Below are 24,046 nucleotides of genomic sequence, written 5' to 3'. Positions count from 1 at the left end.
TGGTGCAGGTCGGGGCCGGAGCCCCGGGGTCAGACGGTCAGGGGTCGGTCGGTGGCGCGCACCGGTGCGGGCAGTGCGCTCTCCCCCTGAAGGTAGGCATCGACGGCGGCGGCAGCCGCACGGCCCTCGGCGATCGCCCAGACGATGAGCGACGCGCCCCGGCCCGCGTCGCCAGCGACGAACACCCCGGCCTCGCCGGTCGTGTAGTCGGCCTCCCGCCGGATGGCGCCGCGCTCGTCGAACGGCAGGCCGAGCTGCTCGTCGAGGGTGCCGCGCGCCGCCCCGGTGAAGCCGAGGGCGAGCAGCACGAGGTCGGCGGGGATCTCCCGCTCGGTGCCGGCCTTGGGCACGCGCCGGCCGTCGCGGTACTCGGTCTCGGCGACCCGGATGGCCCGCACCTCGCCGGCCTCCGTCGTGAGGAACTCGACGGTCGAGGCGAGGTATACCCGCTCGCCGCCCTCCTCGTGCGCGCTCTGCACCTCGAACAGGGTCGGCTGCGTCGGCCACGGCTGGCTCTCGGGCCGCTCGCTGGGCGGCTGCTTGCCGATCGCCAGGTTGGTCACGCTGAGCGCGCCCTGGCGGTGGGCGGTGCCGATGCAGTCGGCGCCGGTGTCCCCACCGCCGAGCACGACGACGTGCTTGCCCTCGGCCGTGATCTGGTTCGGCACCGTGTCACCGGCCTGCACGCGGTTCGCCTGCGTGAGGTACTCCATGGCGAAGTGGATGCCCAGGGCATCGCGGCCCGGGATCGCGAGGTCGCGCGGCACGGGGGCGCCCGTGGCGACGACCACGGCGTCGTAGCGGGTGCGCAGCTCGCTCCACGTGATGTCAACGCCGATCTCGACGCCCGCCCGGAAGCGGGTGCCCTCCGCCTGCATCTGCGTGAGCCGGGCATCCAGATGCCGCTTCTCCATCTTGAAGTCGGGGATGCCGTACCGCAGCAGTCCGCCGATGCGGTCGTCCTTCTCGAAGACCGCGACCGTGTGCCCGACGCGGGTCAGCTGCTGCGCCGCCGCCAGGCCAGCCGGACCCGACCCGACGACCGCCACGGTCTTGCCGGTGAGCCGCTCGGGCGGCACCGGCTGCACCCAGCCGTTGTTCCACGCCTGCTCGATGATCGACGCCTCGACCTGCTTGATGGTGACCGCCGGCTGGTTGATCGCCAGCACGCACGACGACTCGCACGGGGCGGGGCACAGCTTGCCGGTGAACTCAGGGAAGTTGTTGGTCGCGTGCAGCCGCTCGATGGCCTGCCGGCCCTCGCCGCGCCAGGTCAGGTCGTTCCATTCGGGGATGAGATTGCCCAGCGGGCAGCCCTGGTGGCAGAACGGGATGCCGCAGTCCATGCAGCGGCCCGCCTGACGGCGGAGCACCCCGGGATCGCCCTGCTCGTAGACCTCTTTCCAGTCCATGAGCCGCAGCGGAACGGGGCGGCGCGGCGGCAGCTCGCGCTCGGGAACAGTGATGAAGCCACGGGGGTCAGCCACCGGTCACCTCCAGGATGCGGCCCCAGACGATGTCGCCATCGGGGTCGAGGCCTTCGTCGAGCGCGGACTGGCGCGTGGCAAGAACCGCCGCGTAGTCGCGCGGCATCACCTTCACGAAGCGGTCGAGCGCCGCGTCGCCCTCGGCCAGGAGGCGGGCGGCGAGAGCCGACTCGGTCTCCTCATGATGCTGCTTCAGCAGGCCCGTGACGACGACACGGTCGTCGTCGTCGAGTCGCAGCAGGCTCAGCTCGCCGGTGGCGAGCGCCTCACCGTTGACCCGCTCGGTGCGCAGCTCGTGGATGTAGGCGACGCCTCCCGACATACCCGCCCCGAGGTTGCGGCCGGTCTGCCCGAGGATCACGGCCACCCCGCCGGTCATGTACTCCAGGGCGTGGTCGCCGACTCCCTCGACCACGGCGGTCGCGCCGGAGTTGCGCACCAGGAACCGTTCGCCGACGATGCCCCGGATGAACAGCTCGCCGCTCGTCGCGCCGTAGCCGATCACGTTGCCGGCGATCACGTTGCGCTCGGCGGGGAACACACTCTCGCGCGGCGGCCGCACGATAACGCGCCCGCCCGACAACCCCTTGCCGACGTAGTCGTTGCTGTCACCGTGCAGCCGCAGGGTGATGCCGCGCGGCATGAAGGCGCCGAGACTCTGGCCGGCTGATCCGGTCAGCGTGACGTCGATGGTGTCGGGCGCGAGGCCCGCCTCACCGTGCCGTTTGGTGACGTGGTGCCCCAACATGGTGCCGACTGCGCGCTCGGTGTTGCGGATCGGAAGGTCGATCCGCACGGGCGCCCCGTGCTCGAGGGCGTCGGCGCTGAGCCGGATCAGCTCGTTGTCGAAGTGTTCGTCGAGCTCGTGATCCTGCTCCTCGCTCTTGGTGCGCGGTGCATCGTCGGAGAACGCGGGGCCCTGCAGGATCGGCGACAGGTCGAGCCCGTCGGCCTTCCAGTGGCGCACCGCCCGATCGACGTCGAGCAGGTCGGCTCGGCCGATCGCCTCCTCCAGGCTGCGGAAACCGAGTGCCGCGAGGTACTCGCGCACCTCCTGCGCGAGGAACTCCATGAAGGTGATCACGAATTCGGGCGTGCCGGTGAAGCGCTTGCGCAGCTCGGGGTTCTGGGTCGCGACGCCGACGGGGCAGGTGTCGAGGTGGCAGACACGCATGAGGATGCAGCCGGAGACCACCATCGGCGCTGTCGCGAAGCCGTACTCCTCGGCCCCGAGCAGCGCGGCGATGATGACGTCGCGGCCGGTCTTCATCTGCCCGTCCGCCTGCACCGTGACCCGGCCGCGCATGTTGTTGAGCATGAGCGTTTGCTGCGCTTCGGCGAGGCCGAGCTCCCACGGCGTTCCGGCGTGCTTGAGCGAGTTGAGCGGGCTCGCGCCCGTGCCGCCGTCGTGCCCCGAGATGAGCACGACGTCGGCCTTGGCCTTCGCGACGCCCGCCGCGACTGCACCGATGCCCGACTGGCTGACGAGCTTGACGTGAACGCGGGCGGAGGGGTTCGATCGCTTGAGGTCGAAGATCAGCTGCTTCAGGTCTTCGATCGAGTAGATGTCGTGGTGCGGCGGCGGCGAGATGAGCCCGACACCGGGGGTGCCGTGCCGCAGCCGGGCGATCCACGGGTACACCTTATTGGCCGGCAGCTGACCGCCCTCACCGGGCTTGGCCCCCTGCGCCATCTTGATCTGGATGTCATCGGCGTGCGTCAGGTACAGGCTCGTGACGCCGAAGCGCCCGGAGGCGACCTGCTTGATGGCGCTGCGCTTCTCGGGGTCGAGGAGCCGCTCGGGGCTCTCGCCGCCCTCGCCCGTGTTGCTGCGGCCGCCGATGCGGTTCATCGCGATCGCGAGAGTCTCGTGCATCTCGGGGCTGATCGCGCCCATGCTCATCGCGCCGGTCGTGAAGCGGCGGATGATCGACTCGACCGATTCGACCTCGTCCAGCGGCACCGGCTCGCGCTCATCGGTCTTGAGCCGGAACAGCCCGCGAAGCGTCATGAGGTTCTCGGCTTGCTCGTCGACGGCGCGCGTGTACTCGCGGAAGATGTCGTAGCGCTTCGCGCGCGTCGCATGCTGCAGCCGGAACACCGTCTCGGGATTGAACAGGTGCGGGGGGCCTTCCCGGCGCCACTGGTACTCGCCGCCGGTCTGCAGCCGCTCGTGCGGGTTGGCGGGAGCCGTGGCGGGGTAGGCCAGCTCGTGCCGTGCCGCGTTCTCGGCCGCGATGGTCTCGATGCCGACGCCGCCGAGGATGCTCGACGTGCCGGTGAAGTAGCGGTCGACGAACTCCTGGCTCAAGCCGACGGCCTCGAAGGCCTGCGCGCCCGCATACGAGCCGACGGTCGAGATGCCCATCTTCGACATGATCTTCAGCACGCCCTTGCCGAGCGCCTTGATGACGTTGCGCACCGCCTTCTCGGGCGTGATGCCGGTGATCATGCCCGAGCGCACGAGATTCTCGACGGTCTCCATGGCGAGGTACGGGTTGATCGCCGACGCGCCGTAGCCGATGAGGACCGCGCAGTGGTGGACCTCGCGCACGTCGCCCGCCTCGACGATGAGACCCACCTGCATGCGCTTCTCGGTGCGGATCAGGTGGTGGTGCACGGCGGCCAGCATGAGCAGCGACGGCACGGGAGCGAGGTCGGCGGTCGAGTCGCGGTCGCTGAGCACGATGAACTCGGCACCGTCGGCGATCGCATCGTCGACCTCGTCGCACATCGCCTGGATGCGCTTCTCGAGCGCGCGCGGGCCCTTGTCGACCCGGTACAGGCCCTTGATGGTGGTGGTCAGCGAGCTGCCCGGGCGCGGGTCGATGTGCTGGATCTTCGCCAGCTCGTCGTTGTCGATGATCGGGAAGTCGAGCACGACCTGGCGCGCGTGGCGCGGTGTCGCCTCGAGCAGGTTGCGCTCGGGGCCGAGACCGAGCCGCATCGAGGTGACGACCTGCTCGCGGATCGAGTCGAGCGGCGGGTTGGTCACCTGGGCGAACTGCTGCGTGAAGTAGTCGAACAGGAGGCGCGGCCGGTCGGAGAGCACCGCGATCGGCGTGTCGGAGCCCATGGCGCCGAGCGGTTCGGCCCCGGCCTTGGCCATGGGCGCGAGCAGAACCCGCACCTCCTCCTCGGTGTAGCCGAAGGTGCGCTGACGGCGCACGATCGACGCCGGCGTGTGCACGATGTGCTCGCGCTCGGGGAGGTCCTTCAGGTTGATGCGCTGACCGTCGAGCCACTCGCCCCAGGGCTGCATGGCGGCGAGCTCGGCCTTGATCTCGTCGTCCTCGATGAGCCGACCGTCGGCCGTGTCGACGAGGAACATCTTGCCGGGGCGCAGGCGACCCTTGCGCACGACGCGGCTCGGCTCGATGTCGAGCACACCGATCTCGCTCGCGAGCACGACGAGGCCGTCGTCGGTCACCACGAAGCGGCCCGGCCGGAGGCCGTTGCGGTCGAGCGTCGCTCCGACGAGCGAGCCATCGGTGAAGACGAGCGCCGCGGGGCCGTCCCATGGCTCCATGAGCATGCCGTGGTACTCGTAGAAGTTGCGGAGGGCCGGGTCGATGTCCGTCTGGTTCTCCCAGGCCTCCGGCACCATCATCATGATCGCGTGGGGCAGCGACCGGCCGCCCAGATGCAGCAACTCGACGACCTCGTCGAAGGATGCCGAGTCGCTCGCGCCCGGGGTGACGATGGGGAACACGTCGCGCAGGTCGCCGAACAGCTCGGAGCGCAGCTGCGACTGGCGGGCCCGCATCCAGTTGCGGTTGCCCTGCACCGTGTTGATCTCGCCGTTGTGGGCGATCTGGCGGAACGGCTGCGCGAGCGGCCACGACGGGAACGTGTTCGTCGAGTACCGCGAGTGCACGAGCGCGAGCTTGGACGCGAAGCGCTCGTCGCTGAGGTCGGGGTAGAAGGGCTCGAGCTGCAGCGTCGTGACCATGCCCTTGTAGACGAGCGTGCGGCTCGACAGGGAGGGGAAGTACGAGCCGAGCTCGCGCTCGGCGCGCTTGCGGGCGCGGAAGGTGAGGCGGTCGAGAGCGATGCCCGACAGCGGGGCGCCGTGCTCGTCGGCGCGGGTCGACCGCACCACCAGCTGCTCGAAGACCGGCATGGCCTCGCGCGCCAGCGCCCCGATCAGGCTCGGGTCGGTCGGCACCGGGCGCCATCCCAGCACCTCCATGCCCTCGTCCGCCACGATCCGCTCAATTCCGGCCTTCTCGGCGGCGCGCGCGCCGTCGTCGACCGGGAGGAACGCGGTGCCGATCGCGTACTGGCCGACAGGGGGAAGCTCGAAGGGCAGCACGGCGCGCAGGAAGGCATCCGGGATCTGGGTGATGATGCCCGCGCCGTCGCCGGTGCCGGCGTCGGAGCCGACCGCGCCCCGGTGCTCGAGGTTGCGCAGCGCGTCGAGCGCCGCCTGGATGATGTCGTGGCCCGCCGTGCCGCGCAGCGTGGCGACCATCGCGAGACCGCAGGCATCGCGCTCGCGTCGGGGGTCGTACATGCCCTGAGCGGCGGGCACCGCCGAGAAGCGCTGGTGCGGGCTGGGGAGATTCATCGAACCGTCCTCACGTGGGTGTGGTGACCGTGGGACGTCGCTGGCCCGAGGGATGGATGCGCGCTGCGAGAGCGCCGCAGATGCCGGATCGAGTGTGGTGGCGATCCTGCTCACCTCCCGCGGTTCTCGGTGACGAGTGCGGGAGGGATCACGGCTTCGCGGCGGACCCGCTTGTGGCGTTGGTCGTGCCGGAGGGACCGGCGGCGACGGGGGCCCCATTGCCCTCGTCGTCGGAGTCGGTGTAGACGTCTTCGGAGTCTACCCCAGCCTCCGGCGACCACTCCCGGCCCGGCGTGTAGACCGAGGGCTCGAGACCGGTGTGCCGACGCGACTGGATGATGATGATGACCAGACCGATCACGACGGCCGCCCAGGCGCCCCACACGTTGACGCGGATGCCCAGGAAGAGCTCGCTCGGATCGAGGCGGATGGACTCGAAGACGCTGCGGCCGGTGCCGTACCAGATGAGGTAGATGCCGAGCTGCTTGCCCCACTGCAGCACGACGCGGCGCGCCAGCAGCAGGATCACGATGGCGCCGGTGACGTTCCAGACGATCTCGTAGAGGAACGTCGGGTGGAAGAGCGTGTCCTCGGGCAGGCCGACAGGGATCGCGTCGTTCGGGCGATCGATCTCGAGACCCCACGGGAGGTCGGTCGGCAGGCCGAAGAGCTCCTGGTTGAACCAGTTGCCGAGCCGCCCGAACGCCTGGGCGAGCAGCAGGCCCGGCGCGAGGGCGTCGGCGAACGACCAGAAGCGGATGCCCGTCACCCGGCAGCCGATCCAGACACCGAGAGCGCCGCCGATCAGGGCGCCGAAGATCGCCATGCCGCCCTCCCAGATGTACAGGGTCTTCAGCAGGTCGGCACCCTCGAAGAAGTAGTCATCGGGGTGGGTCAGCACGTGGTAGACGCGCCCGCCGATGATGCCGAACGGCACGGCGAAGAGGGCGATGTCGAGCGTGATCCACGGCTCGGCGCCGCGCGCGGTGAGGCGGTGGTTCGTGAGCAGCACGGCGACGACGATGCCCGCGAGGATGCACAGGGCGTAGGCGTAGATGTTCACGTCGAACCCGAACCAGGTCAGGCCGATGTCGCGCAGCCATTGGCCGAGGTTGAAGACCTGCCACTCGGGCGGCGGGCTCGGGATGCTCACGGGCACGATCACGTCGGTGAACCTTTCTGCGGGGGCAGGGGAAAGCCTACCGGCGGGTGCCGGCCGCGAGAGCCGCGGCGGTCTCTGCCACTCCGGAGACGCCGCCCTCCTCGAGCGCGGCGACGAGCCGGGAGCCGACGATCGCACCATCGGCGTACGACAGCACGTCGGCGACCTGATCGGCGGTGGAGATACCGAGGCCCACGCACGCGCTCGTCGCACCGGCGTCGCGCAGGCGGGCGACGACCCCGCGCGCGGCGGCATCGACGTCGGCCCGGGCACCCGTGATGCCCATGGTGGACACCGCGTAGACGAAACCGCGGCTCGCGTCGACCGCCTGCTTCATGCGGGCGTCGCTCGACGAGGGCGCGGCGAGGAACACGCGGTCGAGGTCGTGCTCGGTCGAGGCGGCCATCCACTCAGCGGCCTCGTCGGGAATGAGGTCGGGCGTGATGAGCCCCGCTCCCCCGGCGTTCTGCAGATCGGTCGCGAAGCGCTCGACCCCGTACTGCACCACCGGATTCCAGTAGGTCATCACGAGAACGGGGGCGTCGACCCGCGACCGGATCCGCTCGACCGCCTCGAACCCGTGCCGCAGCCGGAATCCATTCGCGAGAGCGCTCTGGGTGGCACGCTGGATCATCGCGCCGTCCATCACGGGGTCGCTGTACGGAAGCCCCAGCTCGAGCACGTCGACGCCGTTCTCGAGCAGAGCCACCGCGGCATCGACGCTCGTGTCGAGGTCGGGGAAGCCGACGGGGAGGTACCCGACGAGTGCACCGGCGGCTTCCTCGTTGCGGAGGCGGATCGTGTCGGCGACGCTGCTCACGAGCGGGCCTCCTCGCCACCGGGGCCGAGCAGCCCGAAGTAGCGGGCCGCGGTCTCCATGTCCTTGTCTCCGCGGCCGCTCAGCGAGACGAGCACGATCCCGTCCGGTCCGAGCTCGCGGCCGAGCTCGAGTGCCCCGTGCAGCGCGTGCGCGGTCTCGATGGCCGGGATGATGCCCTCGGTGCGGCTCAGCAGGCGGAGGGCATCCATCGCCTGGGCGTCGGTGACCGGGCGGTACTCGGCGCGCCCGATATCGGCGAGCCAGGCGTGCTCGGGGCCGACCCCGGGGTAGTCGAGCCCGGCGGAGATCGAGTGCGACTCCATCGTCTGCCCGTCGTCGTCCTGCAGCATGAGGCTGCGGGCACCGTGCAGCACGCCGGGGCGGCCCTTGGTGATCGTCGCGGCGTGGAACGGCGTGTCGACGCCGTCACCGGCCGCCTCGTTGCCGACCAGGCGCACGCCCTCGTCGTCGAGGAAGGCGTGGAAGATGCCCATGGCGTTGCTGCCGCCGCCCACGCACGCGACGACCGCGTCGGGCAGGCGACCCGTGAGGGCCAGCACCTGCTCGCGCGCCTCGATGCCGATGACCGAATGGAAATCGCGCACCATCGTCGGGAAGGGGTGGGGGCCGGCGACCGTGCCGAGCAGGTAGTGGGTCGTCTCGACGTTGGCCACCCAGTCGCGCAGGGCCTCGTTGATCGCGTCCTTCAGCGTGCGCGAGCCCACCGTCACCGGAACCACCTCGGCGCCGAGCAGCTTCATGCGGGCGACGTTGAGGGCCTGGCGCTCGGTGTCGACCTCGCCCATGTACACGACGCACTCCAGGCCGAACAGCGCCGCGGCCGTCGCGCTGGCGACGCCGTGCTGGCCCGCTCCGGTCTCGGCGATGATGCGGGTCTTGCCGAGCCGCTTGGCGAGCAGAGCCTGCCCGAGCACGTTGTTGATCTTGTGGCTGCCGGTGTGGTTCAGGTCTTCGCGCTTGAGGATGATGCGCGCACCGCCCGCATGCTGTGCGAACCGCTTCGCCTCGGTGATGATCGACGGCCGACCGGTGTAGCTGCGGTGCAGCTCGTCGAGCTCGGCCGCGAACGTCGGATCAGCTTTCGCGTGCTGGTAGGCGGCGTCGAGCTCGTCGAGCGCGGCGATGAGCGATTCCGGCACGAAACGCCCGCCGAACCCGCCGAAGTAGGGCCCGACCTGATCGCGAAGCTTCATGAGACCGCCCGGAATTCGCTCAGGGTCGCGACAGGGTCGCCACCGGTGACCAGTGCCTCGCCGACGAGGACCACGTCGGCTCCTGCACGACGGTAGTGCTCGACGTCTGCGACCCCGCTGACAGCCGACTCGGCGATGCGGACGGTGTCATCGGGGATGCTCGGCGCGAGCCGCCCGAAGAGGTCGCGATCGAGCTCGAAGGTCGAGAGGTCGCGGGCGTTCACCCCGATCACGGTCGCACCGAGGTCGACCGCGCGACGCACCTCGTCGGCATCGTGGGTCTCGACGAGCGGCGTCATGCCCAGCTCGAGGATGAGCGCGTGGAGCTCGCGAAGCACCGGGTCCTCCAGCGCGGCGACGATGAGCAGCACCAGATCGGCTCCGGCCGCCCGCGCCTCGAGCACCTGGTAGGGCTCGGCGATGAAGTCCTTGCGCAGCACCGGGATGCCGACCGCCGCGCGCACGGCCTCGAGGTCGGCAAGACTGCCGCCGAACCGGCGCTCCTCGGTCAGCACGCTGATCGCCGAGGCGCCGCCCTGCGCGTACTGCCGGGCGAGCTGCGCCGGGTCGCGGATCTCCGCCAGCGCCCCCCGGGACGGGCTGGCGCGCTTGACCTCGGCGATCACCTTGATGGTCGCGTCGCGCTGCAGGGCCGCGCGCGCGTCGAGTGCGGGCGCGCGATCGAGCGCCGCGCGCTCCACCGCCGTGAGCGGGCGCGCCTCGCGCCGCCGCGCGGCGTCCGCGAGGGCGCCGGCGACCAGCCCGTCGAGCACCTAGGAGTGCGCCTTCGGCTGGTACTTCGGGCCCTTCACGCCGTAGCCGGCCTTGGCCATGATGCCGCCGATGATCCAGCCGCCGAGCACGATTCCCGCGCTGGCCCAGACGAGCCAGGCGAGCTCGAAGAAGAACGCGACGGTGCCGATCGTGAAGCCGATGAGCATGATGGTCACGGCGGTCCAGGCTGCGGGCGAGTGTCCGTGGCCGGGGTCGTTCTGCGCGTTCATCATCACTCCTGGTGGGTCGGGCGGGGTCGCGTCGAGTCTATCGTGCCGTCGGGTCGTCGCCGTCGCTCAACGCGTCCCAGGCGTCGAGCCGATCGAGACGCTGCTCGCCCTCCCCCCGCGCCAGGCGAACCGCGTCGTAGCGCCGCGTGCGTGCCGGCCAGCGACGAGCGGTGACGACGATGCCGATGCCGATGAGCACCGCCGCTGCCCCGGCGGCGATCGCGACAGCGGGCCAGGCCGTGGTCGCGGCAGCCGTGACGACGCCGCGCACCGCCTCCGTGCCCGCAATCCCGGTGGTCGCCGTGACCGATCCTGCCCCGGCCGCGACCGGGTCGCTCAACACGAGTGCGCCCGAAGCGATCACCCCCGCGCCGAGCAGGGCCTGCATGATGCCGAGGATCACGCGGAACACGGGGCCCGCCAGGGCGAGGGCCCCGACCAGGGCCAGAGCGGCGAGCGCGAACGGCGGGAGAGCCGGCGCGGCGACATCGCCTCCGGCGATGACGACGCGGCCATCGTCGAGCGTCAGGGCGACCCACGGCTGCGACCACGCCAGGAAGGCCGCGGCGGCGGCCACGACGGGCAGCAGCAGGGCGAGCATCCGGATGCGGCGCGCCCGCCCCTCGGCGACGGCGGTCATCGCTCACCCCGCTCGAGAGCGTTCGCGATGGCGACGGCCCGCAGCGGCGCCGCCGCCTTCGAGATCGTCTCCTGGAACTCCGCCTCCGGCACCGAGTCGGCCACCAGGCCCGCGCCGGCCTGCACGCGCGCGACGCCGTCGGCGAGGAAGGCGGTGCGGATGGCAATCGCGAGATCGAGGTCGCCGGAGAACGCGAAATAGCCGACCACTCCCCCGTAGACGCCGCGGCGCGCCGGCTCGAGCTCGTCGATGATCTCGAGCGCGCGGGGCTTCGGCGCTCCGCTGAGGGTGCCAGCGGGGAAGGTCGCCCGGAAGACATCGATGGGCGTCGCGTCGTCGCGCAGGTCGCCCTCGACGCTCGAGACCAGGTGCATGATGTGGCTGAACCGCTCGACCTGCATGAACTCGGTGACCTCGACCGTGCCGGCCCGGCAGACCTTCGACAGGTCGTTGCGGCCGAGGTCGACGAGCATGAGGTGCTCGGCCTGCTCCTTGCGGTCGGCGAGAAGCTCCTCCGCGAGCTCGCTGTCGCGCTCGGGGGTCTCACCGCGCGGCCGCGACCCGGCGATCGGGTGGGTGTAGGCCCGCCCGCGCGTGACCTTGACGAGCGCCTCGGGCGAGGAGCCGACGATCGCGTAGGGCTCGCCCGCGGCCGTCTCGAGCGCGAGGGCGTACATGTAGGGCGAGGGGTTCAGGGCCCGCAGCACCCGGTACACGTCGAGCGGGCTCGCCGTCAGCTCGTGGTCGAAGCGCTGGCCGATGACCACCTGGAACACGTCGCCGTCACGGATGAAGTCCTTCGACCGCTCGACCGCGGCGAGGTACTCGGCCGGCGTCGAGCGGTGGTGCGGCCGGGGAGCCGTGGTGAGGTCGATGCGCGCGATGCCGGGCTCCGCGGGCTCGGCGAGAGCGGCCTCCAGGGCGTCGAGCCGGGCCTGGGCATCCGCCCACAGCGCCGCCTCGTCCTCCACGCCGTCGGCGAGGGCGCTCGCGATGAGCGAGACCGTGCCCTGGCGGTGGTCCATGACGATGAGCTCGCTGACGAAGGCCATGGCGAGCTCCGGGCACGGGAAGTCACGGGGGGGCGCGTCGGGGAGGTTCTCGACCTGGCGCACGGCGTCCCAGCCGATGAAGCCGACGAGCCCGCCCGTGAGCGGCGGGTGGCCGGGCACCTCCGGGCTCCGCCACCGGGCGTAGAGCGTGTCGAGAGCGGCGAGGGTACCCGGGGGGATGGCCCCGCCGAAGGCGCGCTCGGCGTCGAGGGAGCCGGGCAGCCACACGGCGCGCCCGAATTCCTCGGTGAGCACCCCGAACGAGCGCACGCCGATGAACGAGTAGCGCGACCAGATGCCGCCCTGCTCGGCCGACTCCAGCAGGAAGCCGCCTGCGCGACCCTCGGCGAGCGAGCGGTACAGACCGACCGGCGTGAGCGCGTCGGCGAAGAGGGTGCGGATGACCGGCACCACCCGCGCGGAGGCGAGCTGCGCGGCGAACTCCTCGCGCGTCGTCGTGGTCACGCGGCTTCTCCGATCACCGGAGTGAGCGGGTCGACGTCGAAGCACGACCGCGCGCCGGTGTGGCAGGCGACCCCCACCTGGTCGACCTGCACGAGCAGGGTGTCGCCGTCGCAGTCGAGTGCCGCACCGCGGACGAGCTGGATGTGCCCGCTCGTATCGCCCTTGCGCCAGTATTCCTGGCGGGAGCGGCTCCAGAAGGTCACCCGGCCCTCGGTGAGCGTCCGGCGGAGGGCTTCCGCGTCCATCCAGCCGACCATCAGGACCTCGCCGGTGTCGTGCTGCTGGATCACGGCGGGCAGCAGCCCGGCCGCATCGAAGCGCACGCGCGCGAGCACCCCGTCGATGTCGGTCGTCGTCATCGCACGTCCATCCCCTCCGCGCGCAGCGCGTCCTTCACCTGGCTGACCGTGAGCTCGCCGTTGTGGAACACGCTGGCGGCCAGCACGGCGTGCGCCCCGGCGGTGATCGCGGGCGCGAAGTGCTCGAGCGCTCCCGCGCCGCCCGACGCGATCACCGGCACACTCGACACCTCGGCGATCGCGGTGATGAGCTCGAGGTCGAAGCCCTCCTTGGTGCCGTCGGCGTCGATCGAGTTGACGAGCAGCTCGCCCGCGCCCCGCTCGATCGCCTCGCGGGCCCAGGAGATCGCGTCGATGGCGGTGCGTTCGCGGCCGCCGTGCGTGGTCACGACGAAGCCGCTCGGCGCCGCGGCATCGCGCGTCACGTCGAGGGAGAGCACGCAGACCTGCGCGCCGAAGCGGTCGGCGATCTCGCCGATGAGCTCCGGGCGCCGGATCGCCGCCGAGTTGACACCGATCTTGTCGGCGCCGTGCGCGAGCAGGCGCGCGACATCATCGACGGCGCGCACCCCACCGCCGACGGTCAGCGGGATGAACACCTGCTCGGCTGTGGCCCGCACGAGATCGAACATGGTCTCGCGATTGTCGACGGTCGCCTTCACGTCGAGGAAGGTGATCTCGTCGGCACCCTGCTCGTAGTACGTGCGGGCGAGCTCGATCGGATCGCCGGCATCGCGCAGGTTCAGGAAGTTCACGCCCTTCACGACGCGGCCGGCGGCGACGTCGAGGCACGGGATGACGCGGACCGAGACGCTCATCAGATGCGGGCGGCGTGGATCGAGCTGACCAGGATGGCGCGGGCACCGAGCTCGTAGAGGGCGTCCATGACGTGGTTCGTCTCGTCGCGCGGCACCATGGCGCGCACCGCCACCCACGAGCCGTCGGCCAACGGCGAGACCGTCGGGGACTCCAGGCCCGGCGTGATCGCGGTGGCGCGCTCGAGCAGTTCGGCGGGCAGGTCGTAGTCCATGAGCACGTACTGGCGGGCGACCAGCACGCCCTGCAGGCGGCGCTGAAGGGTCGCGATGCCCGTGAGCTCCGGCTGGGCGCTGATGAGCACCGCGGTCGATTCAAGGATGACCGGGCCGACGATCTCGAGGCCCTGCGCGCGCAGCGTGGAGCCGGTCGAGACGACGTCGGCCACCGCATCCGCCACGCCCAGGCGCACGGCCGATTCGACCGCGCCATCGAGACGGATCAGCGTCGCGGTGACGCCGTGCCGGGCGAGGAAGTCGCCGACGAGGCCGGGGTAGCTGGTCGCGACCCGGAGCCCCTGGAGGTCGTCGAGCCCCGCCACCGACCCGGGAGGCGCCGCGAAACGGAACGTCGAGCCGCCGAAGTCGAGGGACTGGATCTCGACCGCGGCGGACCCGGAGTCGAGCAGCAGGTCGCGACCGGTGATGCCGACGTCGAGCGCGCCGGACCCCACGTAGGTGGCGATGTCGCGCGGGCGCAGATAGAAGAACTCGACGCCGTTGCGCGGGTCGGCGACCGTCAGCGCGCGCGGGTCGCGCCGCCCGGCGTAGCCCGCCTCGACGAGCATCTCGACGGCGGTCTCGGAGAGCGACCCCTTGTTGGGTACCGCGATTCTCAGCATGGTGGTCTCTTCAGGGCAGTGGGCGCCCGCGGGCGCAGAAATCGGGCTAGAGGTGCTTGTAGACGTCGTCGAGGGTCAGGCCCTTCGCGACGAGGAGCACCTGCAGGTGGTAGAGCAGCTGCGAGACCTCCTCGGCGGTGGCCTCGTCGCTCTGGTACTCGGCGGCCATCCACACCTCGGCGGCCTCCTCGACGATCTTCTTGCCGATCGCGTGGATGCCCGCATCGAGCTGCGCGACGGTGCCGGAACCTTCGGGCCGCAAGCGCGCCTTCTCGCTCAGTTCGGCGAACAGCGCGTCGAAAGTCTTCACCGGCCCAGGGTACCGGGCTGTCGCCGGGCGAATGCCCGCGTGCCCGTTGCCGGAGTGGGCGGGATCAGGAGACGCCGAGCAGATCGATGACGAAGACGAGGGTCTTGCCCGAGAGACGATGACCGCCGCCGGCGGGGCCGTAGGCAAGGTGGGGAGGGCAGACCAGCTGCCGGCGACCGCCGACCTTCATGCCGGGGATGCCCTGCTGCCAGCCGGCGATGAGGCTGCCGAGCGGGAAGTTGATGGACGAGCCGCGGTTCCACGACGCGTCGAACTCCTCGCCGGTCTCGAACTCGACGCCGACGTAGTGCACGTCGACCGTCGCGCCGGGCGTGGCCTCGGCGCCGGTGCCGACGACGAGGTCGGTGATGACGAGCTCGGTGGGAGCGGGACCCTCGAAGAAGTCGATCTCTGGCTTGGTGTTCTGGCTCATACGACCATCCAACCAGACGCTGCGGAGTCGGGCGTCGTCAGTGCGTGTGCGCGGTCGCCGCGGCCCGGAGCTCGGCGATGGCGCCCTCGACACTGTCCCGGCCGTACACGGCCGAGCCCGCGACGAAGGTGTCGGCGCCGGCCTCGGCGGCGATGCCGATCGTGTCGAGGGCGATGCCGCCGTCGACCTGGAGCCACACGTCGAGACCGTGCGCGCGCACGGCCTCGCGCAGGGCGCGCAGCTTCGGCATGGTCTCCGGCATGAAGCTCTGCCCCCCGAACCCGGGTTCGACGGTCATCACGAGCACCTGATCGACCTCGTGCAGCAGCTCGAGGTACGGCTCGATCGGCGTGCCCGGCTTGACGGCGATACCGGCACGGCTGCCGCGGTCGCGGATCGCGCGCGCCGTTGCGACGACATCGGCCGCGGCCTCCGCGTGGAAGGTGACCGAGAAGGCCCCCAGCTCGGCGTAGCCCGGCGCCCAGCGATCGGCATCGCTGATCATCAGGTGCACGTCGAGCGGGATCGGCGACACGGACTGCAGCCGCCCCACCATCTGCGGTCCGAACGTGAGATTGGGCACGAAGTGGTTGTCCATGACGTCCACGTGCACGAGATCCGCGGTCGCGATGCGCTCCACCTCGTGCTGCAGGTTCACGAAGTCGGCCGACAGGATGCTCGGGTTGATGCGCACGGTCACGGTGTCAGCGTAGCGACGGCGGATGCTCGCGCGGGGCCGCGCGCTCCCCGTCAGGCGCGCTGCAGGAGCTGGATGAACATCGCGTCGGTTCCGTGCCGGTGCGGCCAGAGCTGCGCGGCTCCGTGCGGGAGCTCGCCCAGGTCGAGCGGGGTGCAGGCGATGCGGGACAGCACGGCCCGGGTGTCGAGCGGGGTCACCGGGCAGGCGGGGTCGGCGAGGAGGGCATCCACGATCGCGGTGGTCTCGGCGGGATGCGGGGAGCACGTGACGTAGGCGAGCACTCCCCCCGGCGCGAGCGCGGCGACCGCGCTGCGCAGCAGCTCGCCCTGCAGCTGCGCGAGCGGTGCGACGTCGGCGGCGGTCTTGCGCCAGCGCGCCTCGGGCCGGCGGCGGAGCGCTCCCAGACCCGTGCACGGGGCGTCGAGCAGGATGCGGTCGTAGCGACCCGGCTCGGCCTCCCCCACAGTGCGGCCGTCGCCGACCCGCACCGCGACGCTCGGGTCGACGGCCGCGAGCGCCTGCCGCACCAGGCCGGCGCGCGCCGGCACGACCTCGTTGGCGACGAGCTGCGCCCCGCCCTGGTGCGCCTCCGCGGCGAGAAGCGCCGCCTTGCCGCCCGGCCCGGCGCAGAGATCGATCCAGCGCTCGCCCGGCACGACCCCGCGCACGCGCGACAGCGCGAGGGCGGCGAGCTGCGAGCCCTCGTCCTGCACCCGGGCTCGGCCCGCCGCGACGAGCGGGTGCGCTCCCGGATCGCCCGCGGCCGCGATCGCGGCGGTCGGCGCGCTGGCGGCAGGAGCGCCGATCTGCTCGGGGGTGCTCAGTCCGGGGAGGGCGACGAGGGTGACGCGGGCGGGCACGTTGTCGGCGGCGAGCAGCTGCTCGAGCTCCCCCGCGCGCCCTTCGCGCTCGAGAGCCGACCGCAGGGCGGCGACGACCCAGGCGGGGTGGGCGTGCTCGACGGCCAGACGCTCATCAACATCGTCGACGCCGTCGAGCAGGCGGGCGACCCAGGTGGCGTCGTCGGCGCGGCTGATGGTGCGCAGCACAGCGTTGATGAAGCCGGTGGCGCGGGTCGCCCCCGCGCCCCGGGCGAGGGAGACCGTCTCATCGACGGCGGCGTGCGCGGGCGTGCGCATGCCGAGCAGCTGGTGTGCGCCGAGAGCGAGGATGTCGCGCACGACGGGGTCGATGGTGTCGAGCGGGCGGGCGGCCGCGCGCTCGATCACCCGGTCGTAGTGGCCGCGGCGGCGCAGCGTGCCGTAGGTGAGCTCGGTCGCGAGCGCCGCGTCGCCCGGCGACAGGCGTGCGCGGCGCAGGCGCGACGGCAGCACGAGGTTGGCGTAGGCGTCGTCGGCCGAGACCGCACGGATGACGTCGAGCGCGATCGTGCGCGGAGAGCTCGCCGACCGGGAGCCTCCGCGGGCGGGGCGGCGTGGGCTCGGGGGCCGGTCCGCGTCGGGCGGCGTCACGCGAGCTCCGTCGGCGCGCCCGCGGGCCAGCCCCGCGCCCAGTCGGCGGCGGGCATCGCCTGCTTGCCGGCCGGCTGCACGCGGAGCAGCTCGAGGGGCTGGGTGGCGGTGCCGACCAGCACACGGGTGCCGTCGCGGCGGAGCGCTCCGGGCGGCAGGGCGGGAGCATCCCGCGCGATCGTCGCCTCGTGGATCTTCAGCGTCTGCTCGCCCCAGTGGCAGAAGGCGCCCGGCTCCGGAGTCACCCCGCGGAGCCGCGCGTGCACGGCGTCGGCGGGCTCGGTGAAGCGCAGCGCCGCATCCTCGCGATGCAGCTTGGGCGCCGCGGTCGGCGTGCCCTCCTGGGGGTGAGGGACGGCGGTGCCGGCGGCCAGGTCATCGACGACCTGGCGCACGAGGTCGGCGCCGGAGCGACTCAGTTCGTCGAGCAGCGAGCCCGCCGTGCGGTGGGCGCCGATCGGGGTCGTGAGGCGCGCGTACCAGTCGCCCTCGTCGAGGCCCGCCGTGAGCTGGAAGACCGTGGCGCCCGTCTCGGCGTCGCCGGCGATCACCGCGTGCTGCACCGGCGCCGCCCCGCGCCAGCGCGGCAGCAACGAGAAGTGCAGGTTGATCCAGCCGAGGCGCGGCCAGCTCAGCAGCGGCTCACGGACCAGGGCGCCGTAGGCGACGATGACGCCGAGGTCGACCGGAAGCGCCTGGAGATCGGCTTCGATCTCGTCGAGACGCCGCGCCTCGAGCACCGGGATTCCCAGGCGGGCCGCCTCATCGGCGACCGGCGTGGGTGTGAGGGTGCGGCGGCGACCCTGGGGAGTCGGCGGCCGGGTGATGACGCGCTCGATCGTGTGCGGGCCCGCCGCGAGCGCGGTCAGGGTCGGCACGGCGGCGGCAGGACTGCCGGCCATCACCAGGCGCAGAGGGATCACGGCTCCATTCAACCGGATGCCCGCTCCCCCTCGGCGCGCCGCCGAGTCACCCGGCCGTCGTGACGCCGCGCCCACCCGGGTCGTCGAAGGGCTCGGAGTCGTCGAGCCGGACCCGCAGTGCGGGCACCCGGCGGCGCGGCGGCGACCCCGGGAGGCGCGGCGCGCGGGCCGTGGCGCCGCGGACGAGCTCGGCCTTGAGCAGCGTCGCGACCTCGGACCCGCGCGCGTAGTCGAAACGGACGATCGCCCGCACCCGGCCCGCCTCGAGCTCGATCGGGCCGAGCACGTCGACCCCGTCCAGCTCGTCGAGCGCGGCGAGGGCGCGCTGCACGGCGCTCGGCTCCCCCGCGACGGCGGCGACCCGCACCGCGGGTGGAAAACGCAGCTGCCGACGGTCGGCGAGCTCGGCGGCGGCGATCGTCTCGGGGTGCCCGGTGGCGAGTGCGGTGGCGACCGGCCCGCCGACGCCGACCAGCAGCACCGGGGCGTCGGGCGCGGCGAGGGCGGCGGCGTTCGACCACCAGCGCACGCAGTCCTCGACGACCCGGAGGCTCTCGCGGGCGAGCATCCCCTCGCCATCGAGGAGCAGAACGGCGCGGTAGCCGCCCGGGACGACGGGTTCGGCGCCCCGCGTGGCGACCACGAGCGTCCGACCGCCCGGGGCCTCCTGCAGCGGGGTCTCGCCGTCGGAGACGACCACGCGCGCGCCGGGGAAGGCCCGGCCCAGCTCGTCGGCCGTGCGGGTCGAGCCACGGCCGACAGGTCGCCAGCGGTCTCCCTCGCACGTCGCGCAGCGCCAGCCGACCGCGAGCGCGCCGCACCAGCGGCACCCGGGGGCTCCCCCGCTGCGCGCGATGGCCAGCGGGCCCCGGCAGGCCGTGCAGCGGGCCGTCTCGCCGCAGCGGGTGCAGGCGAGTCCCGGCGTGTGACCGGGCCGTGCCACCTGCACGAGCACCGGTCCGCGGCCGAGCGCATCGGAGACCGTGCGCCACGCGGTCGAGGGGATGCGGGCCGGGGCCTGCTGGCCGCCCGTCTGCTGCGCGGTCGGGGTGATGCGCCGCCGCCACCGACCGGCGGGCTCGAGCGCCGTGAGCCAGCCCAGCTCGAGGAGCCGCTGCGTGTCGGTGCTGCGGGCGTGGGCGGCGAGCACGAGCGCGCAGCCGCTCTGCTCCTGCCGCAGCAGGGCGAGGTCGCGGCTGTGGATGCCGGGCGCGTGCGGCTCGGCGTGCAGGCCGTCCCCGTCATCCCAGACCGCGATGAGCCCGAGCAGCGGGGCGGGCGCGAGCAGCGCCGCCCGGTTGCCGATGATGATGACCGGCTCGCCCTCGAGCGTTCGGAGGAAGGCGCGGTAGCGGGCGGCCGCCGGCTGGCTGGCATCGAGGCGCACGACCGCCTCGGCAGCCACGAGCGGGCCGAGAGCGGCCGCGAGGTGGTCGAGGTCGCGGTAGTCGGGGGCGCTGACGATCGCGCTCCGCCCAGCCGCCAGAGTGGCGGCAGCGAGCTCGGCGAGGGTGCGCAGCGCCGTCGGCCCCCACACGCCGGGGGCGAGCTCGGCGGGCGCGGGGATGCCCGTGAGGGCGACGCGGGCGGGCGCGAGGCCGGGCTCCCCGAGGGACTCGAGTAGGGGCCGCAGGGCAGCGGACGGGTACCCGCGGATGCTGGGCACGGCGGGAGCGGGCACCCGCGGAGGGACGCTCTCGGCCCGGTGGGCCGCCCAGCTCTTCTCCACCCGCACCTGCCGGGGCGGGACCGCCAGGCGCACGAGGTCGCTGGCCACCCCGGCCGCGCGGTCGGCGGCGCGGCGGATCAGCCGCCACACCGCCGGGTCGAGCACCGGCACGGGCGAGACGACCTCATCGAGCTCGCTGAGCACGCCGTCGTAGCCCTCGTCGCCCTCGGCGACGACCTCGACGATCCAGCCGCGCGCCTGGCGGCCGGCGGAGCGCAGGGGGACCAGCACCCGCACGCCGGGACGCGCGTCGGCGACCCACTGCGCGGGGATCCGATAGTCGAAGAGCCGGTCGAGCTGCGGCAGGGGCGAGTCGAGCAGGACCCGTGCAATGGCCCGCTCGAACACGGTCAGATCCCGGCCGCCGACCGCAGCTCGTCGACGCGGTCGAGGCGCTCCCAGGTGAAGCCGGGCAGTTCACGGCCGAAGTGACCGTACGAGCTCGTGGCCGCGTAGATCGGCTGCAGCAGCTCGAGGTCGCGGATGATCGCGGCGGGCCGGAGATCGAACACCTCGCGGATCGCGGCGATGATGCGCTCGTCATCGAGGTGGCCGGTGCCGAAGGTCTCGACGTACAGGCCGACCGGGGCGGCCGTGCCGATCGCGTAGGCCACCTGCAACTCGAGCCGGTCGGCGAACCCGGCCGCGACGGCGTTCTTCGCGACCCAGCGCATGGCGTAGGCCGCCGAACGGTCGACCTTCGATGGGTCCTTGCCGCTGAAGGCGCCACCGCCGTGCCGCGCCGCCCCGCCGTAGGTGTCGACGATGATCTTGCGCCCGGTGAGCCCGGCGTCGCCGTGCGGACCGCCGATCTCGAACCGGCCGGTCGGGTTGATGAGCACGCGCGGGACGCTCGCGTCGAATCCAGCGCCCTCGAGCACCGGGGCGATGATGGTGCGCTGGACGTCCTCACGGAGCTGCGCGGTGCTGACCGCCGGGAGGTGCTGCGTCGAGAGCACGACCGTCTCGACCGTTCGGGGCACGGCACCCTCGTAGCCGATCGTCACCTGCGTCTTGCCGTCGGGGGCCAGGTAGTCGAGCGTGCCGTCCTTGCGCACGGCCGCGAGCCGCTCGGCCAGGCGGTGGGCGAGCCAGATCGGCAGCGGCATGAGCACGGGCGTCTCGGTCGTCGCATAGCCGAACATGATGCCCTGGTCACCGGCGCCCTGCGCGTCGTCGACATCGGTGCTCGTGCCCTCGCGGGTCTCGAACGCCGCGTCGACGCCCTGGGCGATGTCGGGCGACTGTTCGCCGATCGAGATGGAGACCCCGCACGAGCGCCCGTCGAACCAGACGTCGCTGGAGGTGTAGCCGATCTCGGTGACGCGCTTGCGGACGATGCCGGGGATGTCGACGTAGCCGCTGGTCGTGACCTCACCGGCGACGTGGACGAGGCCGGTGGTGACGAGGGTCTCGACGGCGACACGGCTGCGCGGATCGACGGCGAGCAGCGCGTCGAGGATGCTGTCGGAGATCTGGTCGCAGATCTTGTCGGGATGCCCCTCGGTGACCGATTCGGAGGTGAACAGTCGCAGCGCGCTCATCGGTGTGGGGGTGTCCTGTCGTCGTCAGTGGCGTCGCGGGGGCGAATGGCGCCCCGCGGCGCGAGGTGGCGGGCGGTGGCGGGCGGTGGTCAGGCGAGGAGGTCGAGGATACGGTGCGCGACCGACAGCTTGTCGCCCTCGGCCCGCGCAACCACAGTACCGGCGCCATCGAGCACCATGACGGCATTCGTCGGGCTGCCGAAGCCCTCGCTCCAGCCGACGCGGTTCACGACGAGGAGGTCGACGCCCTTCCGCTGCGCCTTGGCGGCGGCGACGCGCAGCAGCGCGTCGTCATCCGTCTCGGTCTCGGCGGCGAAGCCGACGATGCGCTGACCCGGGCGCCGGACGGCGGCGAGCCCCACGAGGATGTCGGGGGTGCGCTCGAGCTCCAGTACCAGACCGGCGCCGTCGTCGCCCTTCTTGATCTTGCCCTCGGCGACGGCCGCGGGCCGGAAGTCGGCGACGGCCGCCGCCATGATGACGGTGTCCGCGGTCGCCGACTGGGCGGCCATGGCGGTCTCGAGCTCGGCGGCCGTCGCGACGGCGATGAGATCGACACCCGAGGGCGCGGGCACTTCGAGGTGGGCGCCGACAAGGGTCACGGCCGCCCCGCGCGCACGGGCCGCGGCGGCGAGGGAGACCCCCTGGCGGCCGCTCGAACGATTGCCGAGGTAGCGCACGGGGTCGAGCGGCTCGCGCGTGCCGCCCGCCGAGATCACGATGCGGCGCCCGACCAGGTCGTGCGGGCCGACGACGTCGAGCGCGCGCGCGACGATCTCCTCCGGCTCGCTCATCCGCCCGGGACCGACGTCGGTGCCGGTCAGGGCTCCCGCCTCGGGGCCGACGATGGTGACACCCCGAGCACGCAGCGTCGCGATGTTCGCCTGGGTCGCCGGGTGCTCCCACATCTCGGTGTGCATCGCCGGTGCGATGACGAGGGGCGCGGAGCTGGCGAGCACGGTCGTCCCGAGGAGATCGCCGGCGAGCCCCGCGGCCAGCGAGGCGATCGTGTGGGCGGTCGCCGGCGCGATGACGATGAGGTCGGCCCGCTGACCGAGGGCGACGTGCCGCACCTCGGCCACCCCCTCGTAGAGGTCGGTGTGCACCGGATTGCGGCTGATCGCCTCGAGTGTCGGACGACCGACGAAGCGCAGCGCCCCCTCGGTCGCGACGACGTGCACGTCATGGCCGGCGCGCACGAATCCGCGCGCCACGCCGACGGCCTTGTAGGCGGCGATGCCGCCGGTGATGCCCAGCACGACCGTGAGGCGCTCCGGCGAGGCCGGTGCCGAGCGGGTCATGGCGCGGGCCTAGTCCGTGATCTTGGTGAGGACGAGCTTGTTCTCGTTGATCTCGTGCAGCGCGACCGAGAGCGGCTTGTCGTCGACGGTCGAGTCGACGAGCGGGCCGACGTTGTCGAACAGGCTGCCCTCGTGCAGGTCGGCGTAGTAGTCGTTGATCTGGCGGGCGCGCTTCGACGCGAAGATGACCAGCTGGTACTTCGAGTCGACCTTCGACAGCAGCTCGTCGATGGGGGGCTCGATGATGCCCGAGTTCTTGTCGGCCATGGGTGTCTCGCTCTCGTTCGGTGCGCCGCGGTCACCGCGGGGTGTGGTCACTGGCGCTGTGGTCACTAGCGCTGTGGTCTAGCGCGCCGAGCCGGCGCGCCCGGACGGCCGCGCTCCGCCGCTGGGCACTGCCAGCAAGTCTACGACCTCCTGCGCCGCGCGCGAGACATCGTCGTTGACGACGAGCTCGTCGAACTCGTCCTGGGCGGCCAGCTCGACCCGCGCGGTCTCGAGGCGACGTGCCTGCTCCTCGGGGGTCTCCGTGCCGCGGCCGATGAGGCGCCGCACGAGCTCCTCCCAGCTGGGCGGCAGCAGGAACACGAGCACCGCATCCGGCATCGCGGCGCGCACCTGGCGCGCCCCCTGCAGATCGATCTCGAGCAGAACGCTGCGGCCGGATGCGAGCGCCGCCTCGACGGGCGGCCGCGGCGTGCCGTACCGCGCGGCGCTGTGCACCTGCGCCCATTCGAGCAGCTCGTCGCGGGCGATGAGGTCGTCGAAGCCCGCGTCGTCGAGGAAGTAGTAGTGCACACCGTCGACCTCGCCCGGGCGGGGCGCCCGCGTGGTCGCGGAGACGCTCAGGAGGACGTCGGGGTGATGCGCGCGGATATAGCCCGCAACCGTGCCCTTGCCGACCGCGGTGGGGCCGGCAAGCACGACGAGCCGGCCACGACCGGGGGTCTCCTCCCGAGCCCGCAGCCATTCGCGCAGCCGCGCGCGCTGGTGCCGGCCGAGACCCCCGACCCGCTTGCCGGGCGCGATGCCGAGCAGGGTGAGCACCTCGGCCACCCGCGCGGGGCCGAGGCCGCGGAGCGAGCCGAGCAGCTCGGGCACACGCAGGCCCGATTCCGCGCTGGCGGGGTCGCGCCACGCGGTCTCCGCGACGTCGAGCGCGGTCCGCTCCCCCGCCGCGACAGCCGATTTGACCGCGGCACGCGCGCGACGAGCGGCGACCGCCGCGCGCGAGGCGGCGGCGCGATCGACCTCGGGCATGCCT

22 protein-coding genes are annotated in these 24,046 nt (G+C 72.6%); all 22 read right to left on the bottom strand.

The window, feature by feature from the left end:
- Positions 1–29: 29 nt before the first annotated feature.
- Positions 30–1,487, bottom strand: coding sequence for a glutamate synthase small subunit (locus BJ959_RS01020; RefSeq protein ID WP_153981125.1), 1,458 nt, complete (start codon positions 1,485–1,487; stop codon positions 30–32).
- A complete protein-coding gene (gene gltB, locus BJ959_RS01015; RefSeq protein WP_153981126.1) occupies positions 1,480–6,057 on the bottom strand; it encodes a glutamate synthase large subunit in 4,578 nt (1,525 codons plus the stop codon). The genes BJ959_RS01020 and gltB overlap by 8 nt, the downstream gene beginning before the upstream one ends.
- A gap of 148 nt (positions 6,058–6,205) precedes the next feature.
- The gene (lgt, locus tag BJ959_RS01010) at positions 6,206–7,216 is read right to left on the bottom strand and encodes a prolipoprotein diacylglyceryl transferase (protein ID WP_424960738.1); all 1,011 of its coding nucleotides are present in this window, start codon (positions 7,214–7,216) and stop codon (positions 6,206–6,208) included.
- Between the two features lie 40 nt (positions 7,217–7,256).
- Positions 7,257–8,039: a tryptophan synthase subunit alpha gene (trpA, locus tag BJ959_RS01005; RefSeq protein ID WP_153981128.1), complete on the bottom strand. Its 783-nt coding sequence runs from the start codon at positions 8,037–8,039 to the stop codon at positions 7,257–7,259.
- Complete coding sequence (gene trpB, locus BJ959_RS01000; RefSeq protein ID WP_153981129.1) at positions 8,036–9,253, bottom strand: tryptophan synthase subunit beta; 1,218 nt, start codon at positions 9,251–9,253, stop codon at positions 8,036–8,038. Before trpB ends, trpA begins: the two co-directional genes overlap by 4 nt.
- Entirely contained in the window at positions 9,250–10,026 is a 777-nt protein-coding gene (gene trpC, locus BJ959_RS00995; RefSeq protein ID WP_153981130.1) for an indole-3-glycerol phosphate synthase TrpC, read from the bottom strand. The genes trpB and trpC overlap by 4 nt, the downstream gene beginning before the upstream one ends.
- Positions 10,027–10,260: a DUF6704 family protein gene (locus tag BJ959_RS00990; RefSeq protein WP_153981131.1), complete on the bottom strand. Its 234-nt coding sequence runs from the start codon at positions 10,258–10,260 to the stop codon at positions 10,027–10,029.
- 34 nt (positions 10,261–10,294) lie between these two features.
- Complete coding sequence (locus tag BJ959_RS00985; protein WP_153981132.1) at positions 10,295–10,897, bottom strand: Trp biosynthesis-associated membrane protein; 603 nt, start codon at positions 10,895–10,897, stop codon at positions 10,295–10,297.
- Positions 10,894–12,414 carry an anthranilate synthase component I gene (locus BJ959_RS00980; protein ID WP_153981133.1) on the bottom strand — a complete coding sequence of 507 codons (1,521 nt, stop codon included), beginning with the start codon at positions 12,412–12,414 and terminating at the stop codon, positions 10,894–10,896. The genes BJ959_RS00985 and BJ959_RS00980 overlap by 4 nt, the downstream gene beginning before the upstream one ends.
- Entirely contained in the window at positions 12,411–12,773 is a 363-nt protein-coding gene (gene hisI, locus BJ959_RS00975; RefSeq protein WP_153981134.1) for a phosphoribosyl-AMP cyclohydrolase, read from the bottom strand. Before hisI ends, BJ959_RS00980 begins: the two co-directional genes overlap by 4 nt.
- Positions 12,770–13,531 carry an imidazole glycerol phosphate synthase subunit HisF gene (gene hisF / locus BJ959_RS00970; protein WP_153981135.1) on the bottom strand — a complete coding sequence of 254 codons (762 nt, stop codon included), beginning with the start codon at positions 13,529–13,531 and terminating at the stop codon, positions 12,770–12,772. The genes hisI and hisF overlap by 4 nt, the downstream gene beginning before the upstream one ends.
- On the bottom strand, positions 13,531–14,370 hold the full coding sequence (gene hisG, locus BJ959_RS00965; RefSeq protein WP_153981136.1) for an ATP phosphoribosyltransferase: 840 nt from the start codon (positions 14,368–14,370) through the stop codon (positions 13,531–13,533). Before hisG ends, hisF begins: the two co-directional genes overlap by 1 nt.
- Before the next feature lie 46 nt (positions 14,371–14,416).
- The gene (locus BJ959_RS12500; RefSeq protein ID WP_047564676.1) at positions 14,417–14,680 is read right to left on the bottom strand and encodes a phosphoribosyl-ATP diphosphatase; all 264 of its coding nucleotides are present in this window, start codon (positions 14,678–14,680) and stop codon (positions 14,417–14,419) included.
- Between the two features lie 64 nt (positions 14,681–14,744).
- Positions 14,745–15,113 carry an FKBP-type peptidyl-prolyl cis-trans isomerase gene (locus BJ959_RS00955; RefSeq protein WP_153981137.1) on the bottom strand — a complete coding sequence of 123 codons (369 nt, stop codon included), beginning with the start codon at positions 15,111–15,113 and terminating at the stop codon, positions 14,745–14,747.
- 37 nt (positions 15,114–15,150) lie between these two features.
- Positions 15,151–15,813, bottom strand: a complete 663-nt coding sequence (rpe, locus tag BJ959_RS00950; RefSeq protein WP_153981138.1) for a ribulose-phosphate 3-epimerase — start codon at positions 15,811–15,813, stop codon at positions 15,151–15,153.
- Positions 15,814–15,863: 50 nt separating this feature from the next.
- A complete protein-coding gene (locus BJ959_RS00945) occupies positions 15,864–17,285 on the bottom strand; it encodes a transcription antitermination factor NusB (protein ID WP_153981139.1) in 1,422 nt (473 codons plus the stop codon).
- Complete coding sequence (fmt, locus tag BJ959_RS00940; RefSeq protein ID WP_153981246.1) at positions 17,282–18,199, bottom strand: methionyl-tRNA formyltransferase; 918 nt, start codon at positions 18,197–18,199, stop codon at positions 17,282–17,284. The genes BJ959_RS00945 and fmt overlap by 4 nt, the downstream gene beginning before the upstream one ends.
- Positions 18,200–18,254: 55 nt before the next feature.
- Positions 18,255–20,285 (bottom strand): primosomal protein N' family DNA-binding protein, encoded by a 2,031-nt coding sequence (locus BJ959_RS00935; RefSeq protein ID WP_153981140.1) that lies wholly within the window; start codon positions 20,283–20,285, stop codon positions 18,255–18,257.
- 2 nt (positions 20,286–20,287) lie between these two features.
- Complete coding sequence (gene metK, locus BJ959_RS00930; RefSeq protein ID WP_153981141.1) at positions 20,288–21,481, bottom strand: methionine adenosyltransferase; 1,194 nt, start codon at positions 21,479–21,481, stop codon at positions 20,288–20,290.
- Positions 21,482–21,570: 89 nt separating this feature from the next.
- Positions 21,571–22,782: a bifunctional phosphopantothenoylcysteine decarboxylase/phosphopantothenate--cysteine ligase CoaBC gene (coaBC, locus tag BJ959_RS00925; RefSeq protein ID WP_153981142.1), complete on the bottom strand. Its 1,212-nt coding sequence runs from the start codon at positions 22,780–22,782 to the stop codon at positions 21,571–21,573.
- Positions 22,783–22,791: 9 nt separating this feature from the next.
- Complete coding sequence (rpoZ, locus tag BJ959_RS00920; protein WP_153981143.1) at positions 22,792–23,049, bottom strand: DNA-directed RNA polymerase subunit omega; 258 nt, start codon at positions 23,047–23,049, stop codon at positions 22,792–22,794.
- Between the two features lie 78 nt (positions 23,050–23,127).
- Entirely contained in the window at positions 23,128–24,042 is a 915-nt protein-coding gene (gmk, locus tag BJ959_RS00915) for a guanylate kinase (RefSeq protein WP_153981247.1), read from the bottom strand.
- Positions 24,043–24,046: the final 4 nt, after the last annotated feature.

Source organism: Microcella frigidaquae (genome assembly GCF_014200395.1).
Taxonomy (GTDB): domain Bacteria; phylum Actinomycetota; class Actinomycetes; order Actinomycetales; family Microbacteriaceae; genus Microcella; species Microcella frigidaquae.
This window is presented reverse-complemented; position numbering and strand designations above follow the sequence as displayed.